Annotated in this window: 17 protein-coding genes; 13 read left to right on the top strand and 4 right to left on the bottom strand. The window is 72.4% G+C overall.

From position 1 onward, the window contains the following. Positions 1 to 84 precede the first annotated feature (84 nt). The gene (locus QCN29_RS24965; protein ID WP_279930938.1) at positions 85 to 1,554 is read right to left on the bottom strand and encodes a family 43 glycosylhydrolase; all 1,470 of its coding nucleotides are present in this window, start codon (positions 1,552 to 1,554) and stop codon (positions 85 to 87) included. Between the two features lie 147 nt (positions 1,555 to 1,701). On the opposite strand from QCN29_RS24965, the gene miaB reads away from it, so the two are divergent. Together miaB and QCN29_RS24955 are read left to right on the top strand one after the other, a co-directional pair. Further along, positions 1,702 to 3,219, top strand: coding sequence for a tRNA (N6-isopentenyl adenosine(37)-C2)-methylthiotransferase MiaB (gene miaB, locus QCN29_RS24960; RefSeq protein ID WP_279930936.1), 1,518 nt, complete (start codon positions 1,702 to 1,704; stop codon positions 3,217 to 3,219). 160 nt (positions 3,220 to 3,379) lie between these two features. After that, positions 3,380 to 4,093: a class III extradiol dioxygenase subunit B-like domain-containing protein gene (locus QCN29_RS24955; protein WP_279930935.1), complete on the top strand. Its 714-nt coding sequence runs from the start codon at positions 3,380 to 3,382 to the stop codon at positions 4,091 to 4,093. A 153-nt stretch (positions 4,094 to 4,246) separates the two neighbouring features. Here QCN29_RS24955 and QCN29_RS24950 read toward each other — a convergent pair whose 3' ends face one another. Continuing rightward, positions 4,247 to 4,498: an antitoxin gene (locus QCN29_RS24950; protein ID WP_279930933.1), complete on the bottom strand. Its 252-nt coding sequence runs from the start codon at positions 4,496 to 4,498 to the stop codon at positions 4,247 to 4,249. Between the two features lie 22 nt (positions 4,499 to 4,520). After that, on the bottom strand, positions 4,521 to 4,913 hold the full coding sequence (locus tag QCN29_RS24945) for a hypothetical protein (RefSeq protein WP_279930932.1): 393 nt from the start codon (positions 4,911 to 4,913) through the stop codon (positions 4,521 to 4,523). Positions 4,914 to 5,169: 256 nt separating this feature from the next. On the opposite strand from QCN29_RS24945, the gene miaA reads away from it, so the two are divergent. The 6 genes from miaA to hflX all read left to right on the top strand — a co-directional run bounded on the left by miaA (position 5,170) and on the right by hflX (position 13,502). Continuing rightward, on the top strand, positions 5,170 to 6,108 hold the full coding sequence (gene miaA, locus QCN29_RS24940; protein WP_240137899.1) for a tRNA (adenosine(37)-N6)-dimethylallyltransferase MiaA: 939 nt from the start codon (positions 5,170 to 5,172) through the stop codon (positions 6,106 to 6,108). Positions 6,109 to 6,215: 107 nt separating this feature from the next. Next, positions 6,216 to 6,761: a hypothetical protein gene (locus QCN29_RS24935; protein WP_279930958.1), complete on the top strand. Its 546-nt coding sequence runs from the start codon at positions 6,216 to 6,218 to the stop codon at positions 6,759 to 6,761. Between the two features lie 102 nt (positions 6,762 to 6,863). Then, a complete protein-coding gene (dapF, locus tag QCN29_RS24930; protein ID WP_279930931.1) occupies positions 6,864 to 7,751 on the top strand; it encodes a diaminopimelate epimerase in 888 nt (295 codons plus the stop codon). 175 nt (positions 7,752 to 7,926) lie between these two features. After that, positions 7,927 to 10,089 (top strand): RelA/SpoT family protein, encoded by a 2,163-nt coding sequence (locus QCN29_RS24925; RefSeq protein WP_279930930.1) that lies wholly within the window; start codon positions 7,927 to 7,929, stop codon positions 10,087 to 10,089. A gap of 213 nt (positions 10,090 to 10,302) precedes the next feature. After that, complete coding sequence (locus QCN29_RS24920) at positions 10,303 to 11,814, top strand: M1 family metallopeptidase (RefSeq protein WP_279930929.1); 1,512 nt, start codon at positions 10,303 to 10,305, stop codon at positions 11,812 to 11,814. A gap of 182 nt (positions 11,815 to 11,996) precedes the next feature. Next, complete coding sequence (hflX, locus tag QCN29_RS24915; RefSeq protein WP_279930928.1) at positions 11,997 to 13,502, top strand: GTPase HflX; 1,506 nt, start codon at positions 11,997 to 11,999, stop codon at positions 13,500 to 13,502. Positions 13,503 to 13,678: 176 nt separating this feature from the next. Here hflX and QCN29_RS24910 read toward each other — a convergent pair whose 3' ends face one another. Next, complete coding sequence (locus QCN29_RS24910; RefSeq protein WP_279930927.1) at positions 13,679 to 14,854, bottom strand: trypsin-like serine peptidase; 1,176 nt, start codon at positions 14,852 to 14,854, stop codon at positions 13,679 to 13,681. Positions 14,855 to 15,198: 344 nt separating this feature from the next. Between QCN29_RS24910 and QCN29_RS24905 the strand changes: the two genes are divergently transcribed. The 5 genes from QCN29_RS24905 to QCN29_RS24885 all read left to right on the top strand — a co-directional run bounded on the left by QCN29_RS24905 (position 15,199) and on the right by QCN29_RS24885 (position 23,422). Next, the gene (locus QCN29_RS24905) at positions 15,199 to 16,641 is read left to right on the top strand and encodes a diaminobutyrate--2-oxoglutarate transaminase family protein (RefSeq protein WP_279930926.1); all 1,443 of its coding nucleotides are present in this window, start codon (positions 15,199 to 15,201) and stop codon (positions 16,639 to 16,641) included. 39 nt (positions 16,642 to 16,680) lie between these two features. Then, entirely contained in the window at positions 16,681 to 18,609 is a 1,929-nt protein-coding gene (locus QCN29_RS24900; protein WP_279930925.1) for an IucA/IucC family protein, read from the top strand. Positions 18,610 to 18,668: 59 nt separating this feature from the next. Continuing rightward, entirely contained in the window at positions 18,669 to 19,409 is a 741-nt protein-coding gene (locus tag QCN29_RS24895) for a GNAT family N-acetyltransferase (protein ID WP_279930923.1), read from the top strand. Positions 19,410 to 19,479: 70 nt separating this feature from the next. Beyond that, positions 19,480 to 21,375, top strand: coding sequence for an IucA/IucC family protein (locus tag QCN29_RS24890; RefSeq protein WP_398859889.1), 1,896 nt, complete (start codon positions 19,480 to 19,482; stop codon positions 21,373 to 21,375). A 73-nt stretch (positions 21,376 to 21,448) separates the two neighbouring features. Then, complete coding sequence (locus QCN29_RS24885; protein WP_279930922.1) at positions 21,449 to 23,422, top strand: ATP-dependent DNA helicase; 1,974 nt, start codon at positions 21,449 to 21,451, stop codon at positions 23,420 to 23,422. The last annotated feature ends 35 nt before the right edge of the window (positions 23,423 to 23,457 follow it).

Below are 23,457 nucleotides of genomic sequence, written 5' to 3'. Positions count from 1 at the left end.
GCAGCCTCAGCGCAGTCACAGCCGCGCCTGTCCGCCGTCTGCCGTCCGGCGCAGACCCGCAGCCGCAGCAGTCCGCCGCAGTCGTCAGCCGGCCTCCAGGCAGTCCAGCTCCGCGTGGCGCTCGCCTTTGGACAGCCGCATCGTGTTCCAGCCCGCTGCCAGGACCACGGGCCGACGGGCGTGCCGCCAGGTGTCCCAGCCCGTGTACGGATAGAGAACGACCCCCGCGTCCTCGCCGTTGACCGACAGGTTGTGCGAGGCTCCCGCCGGACGGCCCTCGTCCAGGGAGCCGTTGCCGTAGCGCACGGACAGCAGATGGACGCCCGCCGACACGGCGAAGGCACGGAACTCCACAGAGCTGTCGTCGCGGTCGATGTACGCGACGGCCCGGCCGCCGAGAGCGCCCGCGGCCTCCCGCACCTTGGCCCGGTGCAGCCGGGCGTCCTCTGCCTGGTACCGCACGGCGCTGCCCCGCACGAACGGGCGGCCGTTCGCGAAGACAAGGTCGGCGGCGTACATGAAGCGCTGGGAGCGGTCGGCGTTCCAGCCGTGGAAGACGGTGCGGTCGCGGCCGTCGGGGCCCGTCACCAGGTCCTGCCCGCCGGGGCCCCGTACCGCACCCGCGAACGACTCCGTGGAGATGAGCGGTTCGGCGGCCTTGGTGTACGGGCCGGTGAGGCGGTCGGCCACGGCATAGCCCGTGGCGTACCCGTAGCCCTCGTAGGAGCCGGCCGAATAGAAGAGGACGTAGCGTCCGTCACGCCTGATGAGCGTGGGCGCTTCGACGACCCCGCCCTCCCAGGGGAGTTCCTGCTTGAACAGCCGGACCGCGGGTCCGGCGGTGCGGGTCCCGTCACCCGAGACGGGCTGCAGATGGATCCAGGCGTCCAGGCCGCAGCAGTTGCCGTCGCTCTTCCACAGCATGTGGCGCCGGCCGTTCACGGTGTATCCGGCGGCGTCGATCGCGCCGCCCTGCCCGGCCGGGCAGATCAGCGGTGCGTCGCCCACCGGCCGGAACGGCCCGTCGGGGGAGGAGGCGAGGGCCGTGCCGATGCACTGCTTGCCGCTCGCCCTGTCGTGGGCGGTGTAGTGCATCGTGTAACCGTCGCCGTTGTCGAATACGTCCGGCGCCCAAACGCGGCGGTGGCCGTCGTCCACCCACGCCCCGAGGGCCGGCAGGGGGTCGGAGGCGGCGAGTGTCCAGTTCACCAGGTCGCGCGAGGTGGCGTGCTGGATGTTCCTGCCGACCGTGCTGGTGGCGTACGCGTGGTAGGTGTCGCCGATCTTCACCACGTCGGGATCTGGGAAGTTGCGGCCGAGCACCGGCCCGTCGACGACGGCAGCCGCGGACGCCGCGGCCGGGTTGGCCGCCGCCGCACCGGTTGCCGCCGGGTCCGCTGCCGCCAGGTCGGCCGCCGCACCGGTTGCCGCCGGGTTCGCTGCCGCCGGGTCGGCCGCCGCATTGGTTGCCGCCGGGTCCGCTGCCGCTGGACCGGCGGCTGCGATGAGAACGGCGAGGAGGGCCGGCAGGAGACGTCCACGGCGGTACGGCATGCGAGCGCTCCTTCGCTGTCACCGATGTGCCTTGACGAACGAGGGGCCACGCGCTCGGTTGCGCGGCGACTGCGAAGAGTGCGGGCCCGCGCCCCGGACCGGGAGCACCGCGTACGGGCCGCTCCGGGGAACGCCTACCCTTGTGCCATGACCAGCAGCGACCGGAGCCAGACAGTGGACGTCACCCGAACCTACGAAGTGCGCACCTATGGGTGTCAGATGAACGTCCACGACTCCGAGCGGCTGTCCGGCCTGCTGGAGGACGCCGGCTATGTGCGCGCGCCCGAAGCCGCGGAGGGTGAGGCCGACGTCGTCGTCTTCAACACCTGCGCCGTGCGGGAGAACGCCGACAACAAGCTGTACGGCAACCTCGGCCGGCTCGCGCCCGTGAAGTCCCGGCGGCCCGGCATGCAGATCGCCGTCGGCGGCTGCCTGGCGCAGAAGGACCGCGACACCATCGTCAAGAAGGCGCCCTGGGTCGACGTGGTCTTCGGCACCCACAACATCGGCAAGCTGCCGGTTCTGCTGGAGCGCGCCCGCGTCCAGGAGGAGGCGCAGGTCGAGATCGCCGAGTCGCTGGAGGCGTTCCCGTCCACGCTGCCCACCCGCCGGGAGTCCGCGTACGCCGCATGGGTCTCGATCTCCGTCGGCTGCAACAACACGTGCACCTTCTGCATCGTGCCCGCGCTGCGCGGCAAGGAGAAGGACCGCCGCCCGGGCGACATCCTCGCCGAGATCGAGGCCCTGGTCGCCGAGGGCGTCTCCGAGGTCACCCTGCTCGGCCAGAACGTCAACGCGTACGGCTCCGACATCGGCGACCGCGAGGCGTTCAGCAAGCTGCTGCGCGCCTGCGGAAAGATCGAGGGCCTGGAGCGGGTGCGCTTCACCTCGCCGCACCCCCGCGACTTCACCGACGACGTGATCGAGGCGATGGCCGAGACGCCGAACGTCATGCCGCAGCTGCACATGCCGCTCCAGTCCGGATCCGACACCGTCCTGAAGGCGATGCGCCGCTCGTACCGGCAGGAGCGCTTCCTGAACATCATCCGGAAGGTCCGCGAGGCCATCCCGCAGGCGGCGATCTCCACCGACATCATCGTGGGCTTCCCCGGCGAGACAGAGGAGGACTTCGAACAGACCCTCCACACGGTCCGCGAGGCGCGCTTCGCGAACGCCTTCACCTTCCAGTACTCCAAGCGGCCCGGCACGCCCGCGGCCGAGATGGACGGCCAGGTCCCCAAGGAGGTCGTGCAGGAGCGCTATATGCGGCTGGTCGCCCTCCAGGAGGAGATCTCCTGGGAGGAGAACAAGAAGCAGGTCGGACGCACCCTGGAGGTCATGGTCGCCGAGGGCGAGGGCCGCAAGGACGACGCCACCCGGCGCCTCTCCGGCCGCGCTCCCGACAACCGGCTCGTCCACTTCAGCAAGCCCGAGGAGGAGGTGCGCCCCGGCGACGTGGTGACCGTGGAGGTCACCTACGCCGCGCCGCACCATCTGCTGGCCGAGGGACCGGTGCGGTCGGTGCGCCGCACGCGCGCCGGTGACGCCTGGGAGAAGCGGAACGCGGCGGAGGCGGCCGCGCCGGCGGGGGTCATGCTGGGGCTTCCCACCGTCGGGGTCCCGGCCCCTCTGCCGCAGGCGGCGAGCGGCTGCTCCGCCGTCTGAGGAGCCGCGCCCGGCGGCCGCCGCGTCGCCGTGCCGGCACGGCCTCCGGCAGCTGGCCGGCCCCGGCCCGGCGCCAGATCTGCGTCTGGCCCCCGACCGGCGGCTTGCCGGTGCCGACCGGTGTCGGTGAGGGGCGTCGTACGGAGCTAGGCTGCCGATCATGCTCGTAGCCGCCGCCGTCTGCCCCTGTCCTCCTCTGCTCGTGCCCGAGGTCGCCGCAGGGGCGGCCCCTGAGCTCGATGCCGCCCGGACCGCGTGCGCCGACGCCCTGGGTGTGCTCGCCGCGGCCCGGCCCGACCGCCTTGTGGCAGTCGGCCCGGCCGCCCCCGGGCAGGCGGGGAACCACCCCGAGGGGGCCCGGGGCTCCTTCCTGGGCTTCGGGTTGGACATGTCCGTCACCCTCGGGCGGGCCGGCGGCCCAGCCCCGGAGCGGCAGCTGCCGCCCTCGCTCGCCGTGGGCGCCTGGCTGCTGGACAGGGTCCGCTGGGCGGACGCCCCGCTGGAGGGCGTCGCGGTCGAGGAGAGTCTGGCCGCGGAGAGCTGCGCCGCCCTGGGGCGGGAGTTCTCGGCCCGCGCCGGGCGGGTGGCGCTGCTTGTGCTGGGGGACGGCACCGCGTGCCGCACCCTGAAGGCCCCCGGCTATCTGGACGACCGCGCCGCCGGCTTCGACGCGACGGTCTCCCGGGCCCTGGCCGCCGCCGACACCGAGGCGCTGATGGCCCTGGACGTGCCGCTGGCGCAGGAGCTCCAGGCGGTCGGGCGCGCTCCGTGGCAGGTGCTCGCGGGCGCGGCCGAGGGGACACGGCTGTCCGGGCAGCTCCTCTACGACGACGCCCCTTACGGCGTCGGCTACTTCGTCGCCGCCTGGTCGTAGCGGCCGCCCGGTCACGGCGCGTCCCGCCCCCGAGGGGCGGGACGCCCCGGCCCCTCCGGGACAGGCCCCGGCGTCGTTCTTCCGGGCGAAGCCCCGGCGCAGAACGGCGGACGGCCGCGGAACATGCTGTTCCGCGGCCGTCCGCCGTAACCGTCAGGCAGCCGGCGGTGCGGTGCCGTCGTCCTTGCGGCCCTCGCCCTTGTGAGACAGGCGGCCCAGGGCGTGCTTGGCCTTCCCGGCACCGGTCTCGATCTTGCTGCTGTACTTGTGCTTGGTCTTCTCGTCGGCCGCCTTCGCGGCCCTGTCCAGACCGTGCCCGATCCTGCCCCCGTGCCGGTGCCCGAGGTCAGACACCTTCTCCTTGGCCGGGGCGAGCTTGGCCTTGAGCGTATCCACGAGCCCCATGGGTCACCTTCCTCATCACGGACTACTTACGGGCACTCTCTCCGGCTTCGTTGTCCGCCGCCTCCTCGGCCGACTGCTGCTTGGGAATCTCCACAGAGTCGACGGCGGGGCTCGCGGCGTCCTCGGAGTCGTCGGCAGCCGTCGTCTCGGCCGTCGTCTCGGACTCAGCCTCAGCCGTCGCCTCAGCCGTTGCCTCGGAGGCAGCCCCGGCCGTTGCGCCGGACGCCGCCGCGGCCTCGGCATCCGGATCCGCCTTCGCCCCGTCGGCCGCCGCCGCGGCCGGTCCCGCTTCCTCCTCGGCCGACTCGGCAGATCCGGCCTCGTCGGCTGTCCCGGCGGCCGCGGCCGGCTCCGCCGAACCGGCGGCGGACTCCGCAGACTCCGACGCGGACTCCGCCGTGGGCTCTGTCGTCACCGTGCCGACAGCCGCCTCCTCCGTGGTTTCAGCAGCCTCGCTCGCCTTCCGGCTAAACCATGAAAAAAAGCCCATGCCTACTCCAAAGCCTACTCGTGTGGGCGAAGTTCCGGGCTCTCCCGGAGCGTCCCATTGCGCCGCCCTCAGGCGTCGGTCGAAAACCGGCGTGCGGAACCTCGCAACAGGAAACGAACCCGCACCCGTGCCGTCACCTCGCTCGTTCGGGGACAGTCGGGGAGTTTGCGAGACTGGGGCGGTGAGAAGTGCAGTTCCCGCGCCGCGGGTCATCGCCGTCGTCGGCCCCACCGCGGCCGGAAAGTCCGATCTGGGGGTATTCCTCGCGCAGCAGCTGAACGGAGAGGTGGTCAACGCCGACTCCATGCAGCTCTACCGGGGGATGGACATCGGCACCGCCAAGCTGACGGTCGAGGAGCGCGGCGGAGTCCCGCACCGGCTCCTCGACGTCTGGGACGTCACCGTGACGGCCAGCGTCGCCGAGTACCAGAGACTGGCTCGTGCGGAGATCGACCGGTTGCTCGCCGAAGGCCGCACCCCCGTCCTCGTCGGCGGCTCCGGGCTGTACGTACGCGGGGCGCTCGACGCACTGGAGTTCCCCGGGACCGACCCCGAGGTGCGCGCCCGGCTCGAGAAGGAGCTCGCCGACCTGGGCTCCGGAGCGCTGCACGCCCGCCTGGCCGCAGCCGACCCCGAGGCGGCCGGGGCCATCCTGCCCGGCAACGGCCGCCGCATCGTGCGCGCCCTCGAGGTCATCGAGATCACAGGCCGGCCCTTCACCGCCAATCTCCCCGGCCACGAGGCCGTCTACGACAACATCCAGATCGGCGTCGACGTGGCCCGTCCCGAGCTGGACGAACGCATCGCCCGCCGCGTGGACCGGATGTGGGAGGCGGGGCTCGTCGACGAGGTGCGCGCCCTGGAGCAGCAGGGGCTGCGTGGCGGGCGTACGGCCTCGCGCGCCCTCGGCTACCAGCAGGTGCTCGCCGCGCTCGCGGGGGAGTGCACGGACCAGGAGGCGCGCGCGGAGACGGTGCGCGCCACCAAGCGCTTTGCGCGGCGTCAGGACTCCTGGTTCCGCCGCGACCCGCGCGTCCACTGGCTGAGCGGGGCAGCCGACAGCCGGACGGAACTTCCGCACCGGGCGCTGACGTTGGTCGAACGGGCGATTACAGCCTGATCACGTGATGGCATCGGGACGCGCCGCCCGTCAGTTCGGCGCCCGCAAGCGTGCCATCATCAAGCATCGATCGACCAGTGGAGTCCGAGTTGGGAGGGCGCGTGGCGATGGAGGCCGGCCCTCGCGACACCGAGCAGCAGCGCCGTGACGCGGCGACCCGTGCCGGTGACACGGACAGCGTGGACCGCGCGCTGGACGTCCACCATGCGGACCGCGGGATGGACGGCGTGGACGGTCTGGAGCGCACGGGCGGCGACGCGGACACCGGGCCGCGGCTCAGCCCGGACGGCCCCGACGAGCAGGATCTGATCGCCGACGAGGTAGAGGTGGAGCTGCGGCCCCAGCGGCGGCTGCGGATCTGGCAGCTCGCCCCGATCGTGATGCTCGCCGCGCTCGGCTCCCTGATGTTCGCCTTCCCCCTCGCCTTCGGCAGCGGCGACGGAGGCGCGGTCGTCGCCATGCTCGGGCTGCTGATCAGCTGCTGCGCCGCCGGGTGGGGGGTGATGGCGGCGCGCAAGGTCGGTCACACCTGGCCGGGCCTGCCGCCCCGCGGCTCCGGCGAGCGCCCCGACTGGCGCGTCCTCGCCCTGTACGTCTGCGTGGCCGCGGCCCTGGTCGCCCTGGCCGTCTGGCGTGTCGCCCGCCTCCGCTGAGGCGGTCCCCGACGGGTCAGCTTCCGTTCCCGGGCGACCCGTGTCCGGCGGCGTCGGCGTAGCGTCCAGGGCCCTCCGTGCAGCGCCGCGCCGCCCCGTACGATGGTCCGCGTGACTGCCCTGTACCCCGCGCCCCTCCCCTTCCTCAAGGGCCACGGCACCGAGAACGACTTCGTGATCGTTCCCGACCCGGCCAATGAGATCGAACTGCCGGCCTGGGCCGTCGCCCGGATCTGCGACCGGCGCGCCGGCGTCGGCGGCGACGGACTGCTGCACGTCGTGAAGTCCGCGGCCCACCCCGAGGCGCGGGCAATGGCCGGCGAAGCCGAGTGGTTCATGGACTACCGCAACGCCGACGGCTCGATCGCCGAGATGTGCGGCAACGGCGTTCGGGTCTTCGCCCGCTATCTGCAGCGCGCCGGCCACGCAGCGGCCGGGGAACTCGCCGTCGCCACCCGAGGCGGCGTCAAGCGGGTCCACCTCGCCAAGGACGGCGACGTCACGATCTCCATGGGCCGGGCCCGGCTCCCCGAGGAGGGCGTCACGGTCGCCGTCGGCGGCCACCGCTGGCCCACCCGCAACGTGAACATGGGCAATCCCCACGCGGTCGCCTTCGTCGACGACCTCGACCACGCCGGCGACCTGCGGTCGGCCCCCGCGTACACCCCGTCCTCCGTCTACCCGGACGGCGTCAACGTCGAATTCGTCGCCGACCGGGGCGAACGCCATGTGGCCATGCGGGTCCATGAGCGCGGCTCCGGCGAGACCCGCTCCTGCGGCACCGGCGCGTGCGCCGTCGCCGTGGCGGCCGCCCGCCGCGACGGCCTCGACCCGGCCGTCACGGGCGCCCCCGTCACCTACACCGTGGACCTCCCCGGCGGCCGTCTGCTGATCACCGAGCTTCCGGACGGCGAGATCGAGATGACGGGCCCCGCGGTGATCATCGCCGAGGGCAGCCTCGATCCCGCGCTCCTCACTCCGCCGCAATAGCAGCCCGGTCTGCCGCATCCAAACCGAGATCGCATAGACCTTCGCTCGAATGGGTGATCCGGTTCACGCTCGGCGAGAGCCGGACTGCGCCACGTGGTGGGCTCGGTAGCATCAAGCACCGGCCCGGAGGGCACACCGCCGCCCACTGCCGGTCGAATGCTGCCGGAGGTGCCCCATGAGTGCAGAGGCCGCCAACCCTGGCGCCCATAGCCGCAGGCGCGGCCGTCCCCGCATCGACCTCCGCAGGCTGGGCCGGGCCGCCGTGCTCGGGCCCGCCGCGCGCGACCGGCTTCCCGACGCCATCGGGCATGTCGCGGAAGCCCACCGCGCCCACCACCCGGACGCCGACCTCTCCGTTCTGCGCAGGGCCTACGTCCTCGCCGAGTCCTCTCACCGCGGACAGTTCCGCAAGAGCGGCGAGCCCTACATCACCCATCCGCTGGCCGTCACCCTGATCCTCGCCGAACTGGGCGCGGAGACCACCACCCTGACCGCCTCACTCCTCCATGACACCGTCGAGGACACCGAGGTGACGCTCGACCAGGTGCACTCCGAATTCGGCGCGGAGGTCGGCTATCTCGTCGACGGCGTCACCAAGCTGGAGAAGGTCGACTACGGGGCGGCCGCCGAACCCGAGACCTTCCGCAAGATGCTCGTCGCCACCGGCAACGACGTCCGCGTGATGTCGATCAAGCTCGCCGACCGGCTGCACAACATGCGCACCCTCGGGGTGATGCGCCCCGAGAAGCAGGCCAGGATCGCCGGAGTCACCCGCGACGTGCTGATCCCGCTGGCGGAGCGGCTCGGCGTCCAGGCCCTCAAGACCGAGCTGGAGGACCTGGTCTTCGCGATCCTCCACCCGCAGGAGTACGAGCGCACCCGCACCCTCATCGCCGACAACGCCACCGCGGGCGACGCCCTCGAAGCCATCGCGGAGGAGTTCAGAACCGTCCTCAAGGATGCCGGAATCGCCGCCGAAGTCCTCGTCCGTCCACGGCACTTCGTCTCCGTGCACCGCGTCCGCCGTAAACGGGGCGAGCTGCGCGGCACCGACTTCGGCCGACTGCTCGTGCTCGTCTCCGACGACGCCGACTGCTACGCCGTCCTCGGTGAGCTGCACACCTGCTTCACCCCCGTCATCTCGGAGTTCAAGGACTTCATCGCGGCGCCCAAGTTCAACCTCTACCAGTCGCTGCACACGGCCGTCGCCCGCCCCGACGGCGCGGTCGCCGAAGTCCTCATCCGCACCCAGCGGATGCACACGGTCGCCGAAGCCGGCGTCGTCGCCCTCGGGAACCCCTACGCACCCGGCGAGACGACGGGGGAGTCCGCGGCCGACGGCGAGCGTGCCGACCCGACCCGTCCCGGCTGGCTCTGCCGCCTCCTCACCTGGCAACGAGCCACCCCCGACCCGGATGCCTTCTGGACCTCGCTCCGCGCCGATCTCGCCCAGGACCGCGAGATCACCGTCTTCCGCGCCGACGGCGGCGCCCTCGGTCTCCCGGCCGGAGCCACCTGCGTGGACGCGGCGTACGCGCAGTACGGCACCCAGGCCCACGCCTGCATCGGAGCCCGGGTCAACGGCCGGCTCGCCACCCTCAGCACCGTGCTGCGCGACGGCGACACAGTCCATGTGCTGCTCGCGCAGGACGCGGCCGCCTCCGGCCCCTCGCCCGAGTGGCTCGACCACGCCCGCACCCCGGCCGCGCGCATCGCGATCAGCAGCTGGCTCGACGCGCACCCCGAAGGGGTGAAGATCCCCGCGGCCGCGCCCCGCAGACCGGCGCCCCTGACCGCCGACCGACCGGCGGCCGCGAACGCGGTCGTCGAGCTGCTGGACGACATCGGGGACCCTGACTCCGGGAACCCTGACTCCGGGAACCCCGGCCCCCGCAACCCCGGCGGCCGCGCCCACGCCGGCGTGCGTCTCGCCGGCTGCTGCACACCCGTCCCGCCCGACGCCGTCACCGGCTTCGCGGTACGCGGCGGGTTCGTCACCGTCCACCGCGAGGAGTGCCCCGCCGTCACCCGGATGACGGCCCTCGGCCGCGCACCCCTCCCCGTGCGCTGGAAAGACGCCGCCGAATGCCGCGTCACGCTCGTCGCCGAGTCCTTCGGACGGCCCCGGCTGCTGGCCGACCTCACCGAAGCCATCGCCGCAGAAGGCGCGGCGATCGTCTCCGCCACCGTCGAACCGCCCGCGCAGCAGCGCGTGCGGCACACGTACACCCTGCAACTCCCCGACGCGGCGGGCCTTCCCGCGCTGATGCGCGCCATGCGCGACGTACCCGGCGTCTACGACGTCAGCCGCGCCCGGCACCCCGCGGCGACCGGCTGAAACGGCGTCTGCCGACGCGGCGCACCGACCGGTGCGCACCGCGCCCGCGTGCGCAATGACCGGTCCACGCTGAGCCGTTCGGGCGGACGGGTGCGGGTCGCCCGGACTCCCGCCGCCCCGATGCGGGCCGACCGGGTTCGGACAGCCGACCCGTTCGGGTGGCATGACGCGCGCCGCGTCCTGCCGCCATCCGTGCGCTGATAGCCGTAAGGCATGCCGCACACCTCACCGCCGTCCCGTCGGCCGTCGGCCCGCCGCCGTCTGCGCGTCGCCCTGCTGACCGCCGCCTCGGCCGCCCTCGTCGCCGCGGCGCTGCCCGAGCGCGCACCCCTCGGCATCGGGGACCCGCTCTTTCCCGGCCTCGGCAACCCCGGCTACGACGTGGTCGCGTACGACATCGCCCTCACGTACCACGGCGACAACGCCGAGCCGCTCGACGCCATCACCAAGATCGACGCCTGGGCGACGCAGCCGCTGGACCGCATCAACCTCGACTTCACCCATGGGACCGTCCGCAGCGTCAGGGTCAACGGCGCCCCCGCCGAATTCGCCGCCGCGGGCGAGGACCTGGTCGTCGAACCCGCCGTGCCCCTCACCCCCGGGCAGCGGCTGCGCATCGCCGTCGACCACACCAGCGACCCCCGGGGAGACAAGAACGCAGGAGGCTGGGTGCGCACCGGCGACGGACTGGCCATGGCCAACCAGGCCGACGCCGCCCACCGCGTCTTCCCCTGCAACGACCACCCAGCGGACAAGGCGTACTTCACCATCCGCATCACCGCCCCCAAGGAGCTGACCGCGGTGGCCAACGGAGTGCGTACGGCGCGAACGGGCGCCGGCGACCACATCACCTGGTCGTACCGCGGCGGCCACCCCATGGCCACGGAGCTGGCGCAGGTCTCCATCGGCCGCTCCGCCGTCCTGAAGCGCACGGGACCGCGCGGGCTCCCGCTGCGGGACGTCGTGCCCGCCGCGGACGCCCGGAAGCTGGAACCCTGGCTCGACAAGACCCCCGCACAACTGGCCTGGATGGAGAAGAGAGTCGGCCCGTACCCCTTCGAGACCTACGGGGTGCTGATCGCCGACGCCCGCACCGGATTCGAGCTGGAGACGCAGACGCTGTCCTTGTTCGAGCGCGGGCTCTTCACAGAACCCGGACATCCCGAGTGGTATGTCGACTCGATCATGGTGCACGAGCTGGCGCACCAGTGGTTCGGCAACAGCGTCTCACTCCGCCGCTGGTCCGACCTCTGGCTCAGCGAAGGCCACGCCACCTGGTACGAATCCCTGTACGCGGAGGAGCACGAGGGCTACACCCTGGAGCGGCGCATGCGCCACGCGTACACGCAGTCCGACGCATGGCGGGCCGACGGAGGACCGCCTGCCGCACCCAAACCGGCCGCCCCAGGGCAGAAGCTCAGCCTCTTCCGCCCCATCGTGTACGACGGGAGCGCCCTGGTGCTCTACGCGCTGCGGCAGGAGATCGGCGCGGCCGCCTTCGACCGGCTGCAGCGGGAGTGGGTGCGCGCCCACCGCGACTCCACGGCGAGCACCGCGGACTTCACCTCGCTCGCCTCCGACATCGCCGGACGCGACCTCTCGCGCTTCTTCCAGGACTGGCTGTACGGCAAGCGCACTCCGCCCATGCCCGGCCACCCCGACTGGAAGACCGGGCCCGCCACCGGCGCCCGGCAACCCGCCGACGCCCTCCCGGCAGCGCACTGAAACCCGGGTGACGCACCCCGCGGCGGCGTGGGACCATCGACATGCCGGCGACGCGGCCGTGCCCGGCGGGCACCGCCCCCGGGGAGCCCGGGGCCGCCCGGGAATCATCCGGCCATGTCACACGTTGTGACGGACACAACGACGACGACAGTCGCCATCACTCCCATCGACGTAAGGATCCAATGACCTCCTCTTCATCCCCTTCCCAGGACGAGCCGCGCTTCGCACGGAAGCCCAGCGGCGGCCGTCGTGCCGAGAGCCTTCGGGCCGATGCCCTGATGGAAGAGGACGTCGCCTGGAGCCACGAGATCGACGGAGACCGGGACGGCGACCAGTTCGACCGCTCCGACCGCGCCGCACTGCGCCGCGTCGCCGGCCTCTCCACCGAGCTCGAAGACGTCACCGAGGTCGAGTACCGGCAGCTGCGCCTGGAGCGCGTGGTACTCGTCGGCGTATGGACCTCGGGGACCGTGCAGGACGCGGAGAACTCCCTCGCGGAGCTCGCGGCCCTCGCCGAGACGGCGGGCGCAGTGGTGCTCGACGGTGTCATCCAGCGCCGCGACAAGCCGGACCCGGCCACGTACATCGGCTCGGGCAAGGCGCAGGAGCTGCGCGACATCGTGCTGGAGTCCGGCGCCGACACCGTGGTGTGCGACGGTGAGCTGAGCCCTGGCCAGCTGATCCACCTTGAGGACGTCGTCAAGGTCAAGGTGGTCGACCGCACCGCCCTGATCCTGGACATCTTCGCCCAGCACGCCAAGTCCCGAGAGGGCAAGGCGCAGGTCGCCCTCGCGCAGATGCAGTACATGCTGCCCAGGCTGCGCGGCTGGGGTCAGTCGCTGTCCCGGCAGATGGGCGGCGGCGGCAGCGGGGGCATGGCCACCCGCGGCCCCGGTGAGACCAAGATCGAGACGGACCGGCGGCGGATCCGCGAGAAGATGGCGAAGATGCGCCGGGAGATCGCGGAGATGAAGACCGGCCGGGAGATCAAGCGGCAGGAGCGGCGCCGCAACAAGGTGCCGTCGGTCGCCATCGCCGGATACACCAACGCCGGGAAGTCCTCGCTGCTCAACCGGCTCACGGGCGCGGGCGTCCTGGTGGAGAACGCACTGTTCGCCACCCTCGACCCGACCGTGCGGCGGGCGGAGACGCCCAGCGGCCGGCTCTACACGCTGGCCGACACCGTGGGATTCGTCCGGCATCTGCCGCACCACCTGGTCGAGGCGTTCCGCTCCACCATGGAGGAGGTCGGCGACTCCGATCTCATCCTGCATGTGGTGGACGGATCGCATCCGACCCCAGAAGAGCAGCTCGCTTCCGTGCGCGAGGTGATCGGCGATGTCGGCGCGGTGGACGTGCCCGAGATCGTGGTGATCAACAAGGCGGACGCGGCGGATCCGCTCGTGCTGCAGCGGCTGCTGCGCGTCGAGCGGCATGCGATCGCGGTCTCCGCACGGACGGGCGAGGGCATCGGCGAGCTGCTGGCGCTGATCGACGCCGAGCTGCCGCGGCCGCAGGTCGAGATCGAGGTGCTGCTGCCGTACACCCAGGGCGCACTGGTCTCGCGGGTGCATGCCGACGGCGAGGTGATCTCCGAGGAGCACACCACGGAGGGCACGCTGCTCAAGGCCCGTGTGCACGAGGAGCTGGCCGCGGCGCTGGCCCCGTACGTCCCGGTGGCCGGCTGACGAGCCCGGCGCGCCGGCTGCCTGCCGGGCGCTACTGCCGTACGGGGAAGGCCCGCGCTCTCGTTCCCGGGAGCGCGGGCCTTCCGCCGCGGCGGTGGACCTGCTGGCCTCTGACTGCTGACTGCTGACTGCTGACTGCTGACTGCTGACTGCTGACCGCTGGACGGGCCCGGGGCCTACCGGCCCGCGAACTTCTCGCTGACGGCCGTGTAGACGCCCCGGGCCTCCTTGCCCAGACGAGGCCCCGCCAGCCAGCCGGCCGTCACCGGGCCGATGGAGGTGTTGGACACCAGCGCCGGCTTGCCGTCACGGCCCTCGGCGACCCAGCCGCCGCCGGACGAACCGCCCGTCATGGTGCAGCCGATGCGGTACATCGTCGGCTCGTCCGCCTTGATCGACAGCCGGCCCGGCTTGTCGGAGCACTGGTACATGCGCTGGCCGTCGAAGGGCGGCGCCGCCGGGTAGCCGGTCGCGGTCATGGCGGCGATGTCCGGGGCCGTCGGCGCGTCGAAGTCCACGGGCAGCGCCGAACCGACCGTCTCCTCCAGCGACTTGCCGTCGCCGCCCTTCTCCGGCGTCACATGGATCACCGCGAAGTCGTACGGCGCGCCCTGTCCGCCGGTCGTCGCGCCGCCGGAGATCCACTGCTCGGAGGTCTGCGCCCAGTCACCCCACCAGACGCCGTACGGAGCGATCTCCTCCTTGGGCGTCTGCTCCAGCTGGGCCGTGGGCTTGGCGCCGTCGTTGTAGGACGGCACGAAGGCGATGTTGCGGTACCAGCCGCCCTCCTTGCCCGCGTGGACGCAGTGGCCCGCGGTCCACACCATGTTGGACTTGCCGGGGTTGGCCGGGTCCTTGACGACGGTGGCCGAGCAGACCATGGAGCCCTTCGGGCCGTCGAAGAAGAGCTTGCCCGCCTCGGGCTCACCGGCGTGGTACGGAGCCTTCACCAAACGCGCGTCCACCGGCTCCGGCGTCGGGTCGGTCACGCCCTGGTCGTCGGAGATGTCGTCCTCTACGGGCTCCTCCGGCAGCGGGTCGGCCTCACGCATCCGGTCCGGGTCCCACAGGTCCTCGATGATCGGGTTGACGAAGTCCTTGGCCTCTCGCAGCCAGGTGTCCCTGTCCCAGTTCTTCCACTCGCCGTTCTTCCACTTGTCCAGATCGATCCCGTGCTCCTTGAGCTTGTCCTTGAGGTCGTCAGGGATCGTGATCTTCTGGTCGGCGGACTGGCTCGCCGGCGCGCCGGGCTTGTCGCCTGCCGCATCTTCGCTCGGACCGCACGCGGCAGCGGTCAGCGCCAGCACGGCGGCCGTGGAGACCGCCGCCAGCGTCGGGCGAATGGGTCGCATCTCGTGATCCCCCTGGGACTTCAGAACGGACGTCAGAAATCTGTTCACTGCGTTCACCGTCGAACGGGCACAGGTGCATCCCGGCCGATGTGTTCACGGTCGGGACGCGGCCCCCCACTATGCCGGTGCCGACAGGGACGGCACGCAGCAGGTCCGCGGTTCCGGCCCGCCCGTGCGAGATCTTCGAAGGATCTTCGAATGATCTTCGGATGACCCGTGATCCCCGAGCCCCTCTGTCGTTAGCACGTACGGGGGAATGGGAGTTCACCCTCCACCCCCGTCGCCCGGGCGTGCCGGCGCCACGTCGGGGCGGCGCATCTGTCAACGCAGGAGGACGAACAGCCGTGTCCGTGACCGAACCCGCCCCTGCCGCGCCCCCCGCGGCACACGAGGGGATTCTGCGCAGGCAGTCGCTGCGAGAGTCCGCCGCCCGCACCTATGCCCGGTCGCTGCCCATCGTCCCCGTCCGGGCCAGGGGGCTGACCATCGAAGGCGCGGACGGACGCCGCTACCTCGACTGCCTGTCAGGGGCCGGCAGTCTGGCACTGGGCCACAACCACCCAGTCGTCCTCGAAGCGATCAAGAAGGTCCTGGACTCCGGCGCCCCGCTGCACGTCCTGGACCTCGCCACCCCCGTCAAGGACGCCTTCACCACCGAGCTGTTCGCCACGCTGCCGCGTCAACTCGCCGACGACGCACGCATCCAGTTCTGCGGCCCCGCGGGCACGGACGCCGTCGAGGCAGCGCTCAAACTCGTGCGCACCGCGACCGGCCGCGAGGGGCTGCTCGCCTTCACCGGCGCCTACCACGGCATGACCGCCGGGGCGCTCGACGCCTCGGGCGGAGCCACCGACGTGCGGGTGACGAGGCTGCCGTTTCCACACGGCTACCGCTGCCCCTTCGGCATCGGCGGCGACCGCGGGGCCGAAATGGCCGCCCGCTGGGCCGAGCACCTCCTCGACGACCCCAAGGGGGGCGTGCCCGCCCCCGCCGGCATGATCCTCGAACCGGTCCAGGGAGAGGGCGGGGTCATCCCCGCCCCGGACGACTGGATGCGGCGGATGCGCGCCCTCACGGCAGCCCGCTCCATCCCCCTGATCGCCGACGAGGTCCAGACGGGCGTCGCCCGCACCGGCGCCTTCTGGGCCGTCGAACACAGCGGTGTCGTCCCCGATGTGATGGTGCTCTCCAAGGCGATCGGCGGTTCGCTGCCGCTCGCCGTGATCGTCTACCGCTCGGGGCTCGACGCCTGGCCGCCAGGCGCCCACGCAGGGACCTTCCGCGGCAATCAGCTCGCCATGGCCGCTGGCGCCGCCACCCTCGCCTTCGTCCGCGAGAACCGCCTCGCCGACCGCGCCGCCACACTCGGCGCCCGGATGCTCAGCCAGCTCCAGGGGCTCTGTGCCGCCCACCCCGGCATGGGGGACGTCCGCGGCCGCGGGCTCATGATCGGCGTCGAGCTGGTCGACCTGGACGCCCCCGCTGCCGACGCGGTCGCCCCGCCGCCCGCACCCGCCCTCGCCGCCGCCGTGCAGCGGGAGTGCCTGCGACGCGGACTCATCGTCGAACTGGGCGGACGGCACTCCAGCGTCGTCCGTCTGCTGCCTCCCCTCACCCTCACCGACGAACAGGCGGCGGCCGTCCTCGACCGCTTCGCCGACGCCCTGGCCGCCGCCGAGAAAACCACCGCGACCACGCGCCACGCCGCGGTCGGCCGCACCTACCCGGCAGGCCGTACCGCACCACACCCCTCCCCGCCGAGCTCCGACAGCGGGCAGCCGTACTGACCCCGGCCGACATCGCACGCGACAGCACAAGGAAGACCCGTGAACTCCACTCCCTCGCCCGATGCGCCCGAGCCCGACGGCCGCTCCGCCGCCCGCGCCACAGGGGCGAACAGGCTCCGCGGACATCTTGCCGTCGAGACGGTGACGGTCCCCCGGCAGCAGTCGGGAGGCCACGCAGACGACTGCCTGCCCTCCACCGGCCCCTCCGCCGAGAGCGCCCCGGCCGCCCACCCCGCCGTCACCGCGGACGATCCGCTCGACCACCCGGACCCGCACCGCGCGGCCGACGCCGCCGGAGTCGAGAACCTCCTGCGCTGCTGGGTACGGGAGAACGACCTCGCCCATCCCGAGGGCCCCGCCCTGCGCATCCCGCTGAAGGCGAGCGTCGGCGCGCTCCTCGTCCCCGTCCGCTACTGGTCCCCCGCCGGCTGGCACCGTTTCGACCCGCCCGTCTTCGAAGGCGGCCCCCGGGACGCCCCGCCCGTGGACGCCGTCACCCTCGCCGCCCTCCTCGGACGCGAGTCCGGCCGGCGCGAAGGCGGCGTCGACCTGGTGGGCCGGGTCGCCGACTCCGTACGCCGTACGGCGGAGTTCATCGCCGACCGCAGGGTCAGCCCCGCCCCGCAGCCCGCCGCGGACTTCTTCCTCACCGCCGAGCAGTCGCTGCTGCTCGGCCACCCCCTGCACCCCACCCCCAAAAGCCGTGAAGGACTCTCCGACACCGAAGTCCGCCGCTACTCACCCGAGCTGCACGGCTCCTTCCCGCTCCACTGGATGGCCGTCGACCGATCCGTCCTGGCCTGCGCATCCGCCTGGACGGAAGGCGGCCGCAGCGTCCCCGCCGAGCAACTCGTCCGCCGACTCAGCGATGAACTGCCCCACCCGGAGGACACCGTCCCCCTCCCGCTGCACCCCTGGCAGGCCCGCGACCTGCCCCACCGCCCCGCCGTCGCCGCGCTCCTGGACGCCGGTCTGCTGCACGACCTGGGCCCCCACGGCGAGCCCTGGCACCCCACATCCTCCGTGCGCACCGTCCACCGGCCCGGCGTCGCCGCCATGCTCAAACTCTCGCTCGGGGTCCGGATCACCAACTCCCGCCGTGAGAACCTCCGCAAGGAACTCCACCGCGGCGTCGAAGTCCACCGGCTGCTCCGCGCCGGCCTCGCCGAGCAGTGGCGTGCCGAGCACCCCGGCTTTGACATCGTGCGCGACCCCGCCTGGCTGGCCGTCGACACCGGAGAGGGCCGGCCCCTCCCCGGATTCGACGTACTGCTGCGCCACAACCCCTTCGGGCCCGGGGACGACGCCGTCTGCATCGCGGGCCTGACCGCTCCCCGGCCCTGGCCGGGGAAAGCGGGCATGCACTCCCGGATCGCCGCCACCGTGCGGACCCTCTCCGCACGCACCGGCCGGCCCGTCAGCGCCGTCGCCGCCGAGTGGTTCCTGCGCTACCTCGACCAGGTGGTGCGCCCGGTGCTCTGGCTGGACGGCGTCGCCGGCATCGCCCTCGAAGCCCACCAGCAGAACACCCTGGTGCTCCTCGACCCCGACGGCTGGCCCGTCGGCGGCCGCTACCGCGACAACCAGGGCTACTACTTCCGCGAATCCCGTCGCGCCGACCTCGACCGGCGGCTGCCCGGCGTCGGCCAGGACAGCGACACCTTCGTCTCCGACACCGTCACCGACGAGCGCTTCGCCTACTACCTGGGCATCAACAACGTCCTCGGCCTCATTGGGGCGTTCGGCGCACAGCGCCTCGCCGACGAGCGGGTGCTCCTCGCCGCCTTCCGCCAGTTCCTCGCCTCCGCCGCGGACCTGGGCTCACCTCTGCCCGCGCTGCTCCTCGACGCGCCCACGCTGCGCTCCAAAGCCAATCTGCTCACCCGGTTGCACGGGCTCGACGAACTCATCGGCCCCGTAGACACCCAGTCGGTCTACGTCACCATCGCCAACCCACTCCGCTCCTGAAGGAAGAACCCCGGCGCCGCCAGGCCGGGGCCCCCAACGCGACACAAGGAGAGCCAACCGTGCCTCCCACCGATGCGAGCACCGGCGCCGGCCCCGGTCCCGGCCCCCGGCTCGGCGACGGCGCTGACGACACCCTGGACCTACGGCTCTCCGGCGAACTGCTCACGCTGTTCCGCGAGGACGAACTCGCCTCCGTGCCCTCACGGACCGACCCCGGCACCGCCTCCGCGGACCTGCTGGACTCCCCGGCCGCATGGGGACCCGTCACCACCCCGGCCGGGCGGTTCCAGCTCGTCCCCGTACGCATGGAGCGCGACCTGCCGCTGATCACCCGCTGGATGAACGACCCCGCCGTGGCCTCCTTCTGGGAGCTGGCGGGACCCGACTTTGTCACCGCGGCCCATCTGCGCGGCCAACTCGACGGCGACGGGCGCAGCATCCCCTGCCTCGGAGTCCTCGACTCCATCGCCATGAGCTACTTCGAGATCTACCGCGCCGATCTCGACCCGCTCGCCCGCCACTATCCGGCCCGGCCGCACGACACCGGCATCCACCTGCTCATCGGAGGCGTCGCCGACCGCGGCCGGGGCATCGGCTCGACCCTGCTCAACGCCGTCGCCGACCACATCCTCGACCAACGGCCGCGCTGCACCCGCGTCATCGCGGAGCCCGACCTGCGCAACACCCCCTCCGTCTCCGCCTTCCTGAGCGCCGGATTCCGCTACTCCGCGGAAGTCGACCTTCCCGACAAGCGAGCCGCACTGATGATCCGCGACCGAGCCCTGCGCCATCTGCTGTGAACGACCCGCTGACCCCCGTATCCGGCATACCCCCGCTCGCCCGCATCGGCTATCCACCCGAGGAGTCCCCGTGCCGAAGACCTCAGCCACCCATGACTCCGCTGATGCCGCCGGCTCCGCGCCGCCACCGCACGCGGCTCCCGCGGCCGCCCCGGCCCCCGCGTTTGAGCCCGCCGCAGTCCCGCAGCCGCCCACGGCCCTGTACGCCCCGCCCGGCCTGAACCAGCAGGCCTGGGAACGGGCGGCACGCCGTCTGCTCGCCAAGATGCTCGGCGAATTCGCCTATGAGGAGATCATCGAACCCGTCCCCGCGGCCGACCGCGCCGACCGGTACAGCCTCACCCTGGACGACGGCGCGACCCTCACCTTCCGCGCCCGCCGCGGCGTCTACGACAGCTGGCGCGTCGACCCGCGCTCCATCACCGAGGCCGGCAGCCCCTTCACCGACCCGCTCGCCTTCCTCGCCCGCGCCCGCACCCTCCTCGCCCTCGACGGCGCCACCCTCGGCCACCTCCTGAGGGAGCTCACCACCACCCTCCTCTCCGACACCCGGCTCGACCACGGAGCCCTCCGAGCCGCCGAACTCGCCGAACTCGAGTACGCCGACATCGAGGGCCATCAGACCGGCCACCCGTGGCTGGTCCTGAACAAGGGCCGGATCGGCTTCTCCGCCACCGACACCGCCCGCTGGTCGCCCGAGGCCCGCACCCCCGCCCGGCTGCCGTGGATCGCGGTCAGCCGCCGCATCGGCGTCTACCGCGGAGTCCCCCGGCTCGCCGCCCCCGAGAACCTCTATGCACATGAACTGGACCCGTCCGTCCGCAGCTGCTTCGCCGCCGAGCTGCGCGCGGCGGGCCGCGACCCGGACGCCTACCTGTATCTGCCCGTCCACCCCTGGCAGTGGGACGATGTGCTGCTGCCCCTGTTCGCCCCCGCCATCGCGGCGGGCGACATCGTCCCGCTGCCCGCGGACGGGGACCGGCGGCTGCCGCAGCAGTCGATCCGCACCTTCGTCAACGCCGACCGGCTCGACCGGCACACCGTCAAGCTGCCGCTGTCGATCCTCAACACCCTGGTGTGGCGCGGGCTGCCCACCGAGCGCACCATGGCCGCACCCGCAGTGACCGCCTGGGTCCACGGCCTGCGCGACGCCGACCCTTTCCTCCGCGACGCCTGCGGAGTGATCCTGCTCGGCGAAGTCGCCTCGGTCACCGTCGAGCACCCGCTGTACGACCATCTCCCCGAAGTGCCCTATCAGTACAAGGAACTGCTGGGAGCCATCTGGCGCGAGCCGCTCCAGCCGCAGCTCGCCCCCGGTGAGCGCGCCAGGACCCTCGCCTCCCTGCTGCACACCGACCCACAGGGGCGCGCCTTCGCCGCGGAGCTCGTCGAACGCTCCGGACTCGCCCCCGCCGTCTGGCTGCAGCGGCTCTTCGCCGCCATGCTGCCCCCGCTGCTGCACTTCCTCTACCGCTACGGCACCGTCTTCTCCCCGCACGGCGAGAACGCCATCGTCGTCTTCGACGACCGGGAGACACCGGTCCGGCTTGCGATCAAGGACTTCGTCGACGACGTCAACGTCAGCGCCCAGCCGCTGCCGGAGCACGACGCGATGCCCGACGAGGTCCGGCGCACCCTGCTCACCGAAGAGCCGGGGTTCCTCACCCAGTTCATCCACTCCGGGCTGTTCGTCGGGGTCTTCCGTTTTCTCGCGCCCCTGTGCGAGGAGCAGCTCGGGGTGCCGGAGGACGCCTTCTTCTCCCTTGTACGGGCCGAGATCCTCCGCCACCAGGCGCGCTTTCCGGAGCTCAAGGAGCGCTACGAACTGTTCGACCTGCTCACCCCGCGTATCGATCGGCTCTGCCTCAACCGCAACCGGCTCCACCTGGACGGATACCGGGACCGCGCGCTGCGCCCGCACGCCGCAGTGCACGGCACCGTCCCCAACCCTCTCGCCGCGTGCTGACGGGCCGGTTCCCGACGCTCGGAGCGTGCTCCCCGACCGGGCTGTCGGCGCCGCACCGTAGGGTGGACGGCCTATGACGAAGCCATCCCTCTCCGAGCTCCTCCACGCCGCCGTCACCGCCGTCGGCGGCACGGAGCGCCCAGGCCAGGCGGCTATGGCCGACGCCGTTGCGGAAGCCGTCGACGACGGCTCCCATCTGCTGGTCCAGGCGGGCACCGGCACCGGCAAGTCGCTGGGCTACCTCGTACCGGCGCTCGCCCACGGAGAGAAAGTGGTGGTGGCCACGGCGACGCTGGCACTCCAGCGCCAGCTCGTCGAGCGGGATCTGCCCCGCACGGTCGATGCGCTGCACCCGCTGCTGCGCCGCCGTCCCGATTTCGCCATGCTCAAGGGCCGCTCCAACTATCTGTGTCTGCACCGGCTGCACGAAGGCGCGCCGCAGGACGAGGAGGAGGGGCTGTTCGACGTCTTCGAGTCGGCCGCGCCGACGAGCAGGCTGGGCCAGGATCTGCTGAGGGTGCGCGACTGGTCGGACGAGACGGAGACCGGGGACCGCGACGACCTCACCCCCGGTGTCTCCGACCGGGCGTGGTCGCAGGTGTCGGTCTCCTCCCGTGAATGCCTGGGCGCGTCGAAGTGCGCTTACGGGGCGGAGTGCTTCGCCGAGGCGGCGCGGGAGCGAGCCAAGCTCGCCGAGGTCATCGTCACCAACCACGCCCTGCTCGCCATCGACGCGATCGAGGGCGCGCCGGTGCTTCCGCAGCACGACGTGCTGATCGTCGACGAGGCGCATGAACTGGTCTCCCGGGTGACCGGCGTCGCGACCGGCGAGCTCACCCCGGGCCAGGTCAACCGGGCGGTGCGGCGCGCGGCGAAGCTCGTCAACGAGAAGATCGCCGACCAGCTCCAGACGGCCGCGGAGGGCTTCGAGCGGCTGATGGAGCTGGCCCTGCCGGGTCGTCTGGAACAGATCCCCGAGGACCTCGGCTATACCCTGTCGGCGCTGCGCGACGCGGCCCGCGCGGTCATCTCCGCCCTCGGTGCGACCCGCGACCAGTCGGTGCAGGACGAGGACGCGGTGCGCAAGCAGGCCCTGGCAGCGGTGGAGACCATTCACGATGTGTCGGAGCGCATCACCCAGGGTTCCGAGTACGACGTCGTCTGGTACGAGCGCCATGACCGCTTCGGCGCCTCCCTGCGCGTGGCGCCCCTGTCCGTCTCCGGGCTGCTGCGCGACAAGCTCTTCGCGGAACGTTCGGTGGTGCTGACCTCCGCCACGCTGAAGATCGGCGGGGATTTCAACGGTGTCGGGGCGTCGCTCGGGCTGGCTCCGGAGGGCACCGAGGGGGAGGACGTCCCCCAGTGGAAGGGTGTGGACGTCGGCTCTCCCTTCGACTATCCGAAGCAGGGCATTCTCTATGTCGCAAGACACCTGGCGCGGCCGGCGCGTGACGGGGAGCGCGGTGACATGCTGGATGAGCTGACGGAGCTCATCCAGGCGGCCGGCGGCCGCACGTTGGGCCTGTTCTCCTCGATGCGGGCGGCCCAGGCCGCGGCCGAGGAACTGCGGACGCGGATTGCGGAGTTCCCGATCCTGCTCCAGGGGGAGGAGACCCTCGGAGAGCTGATCAAGAACTTCGCCGCGGACCCTCAGACCTGTCTGTTCGGCACGTTGTCGCTGTGGCAGGGCGTGGACGTCCCGGGTGCGAGCTGCCAGCTGGTGGTGATGGACAAGATCCCCTTCCCGCGCCCCGACGACCCGTTGATGAGCGCCCGTCAGAGGGCCGTGGAGGAGGCGGGCGGCAATGGGTTCATGGCGGTGGCCGCGACCCATGCGGCGCTGCTGATGGCGCAGGGGGCCGGCCGTCTGGTGCGGGCCACGGGCGACCGGGGCGTCGTCGCGGTGCTCGACCAGCGGTTGGCGACAGCCCGGTACGGCAGCTTTCTGCGGGATTCACTGCCCGACTTCTGGTACACGGTGGACCGCAATCAGGTGCGGCGCTCGTTGGCGGCGATCGACGCCGCTGCGAAGGCGGATGGCGCGTAGGTCTCCTTGTGCGGCTGCCGCGGGGAGGCCGCACG

Source organism: Streptomyces chengmaiensis (genome assembly GCF_029846775.1).
Taxonomy (GTDB): Bacteria; Actinomycetota; Actinomycetes; order Streptomycetales; family Streptomycetaceae; genus Streptomyces; species Streptomyces chengmaiensis.
This window is presented reverse-complemented; position numbering and strand designations above follow the sequence as displayed.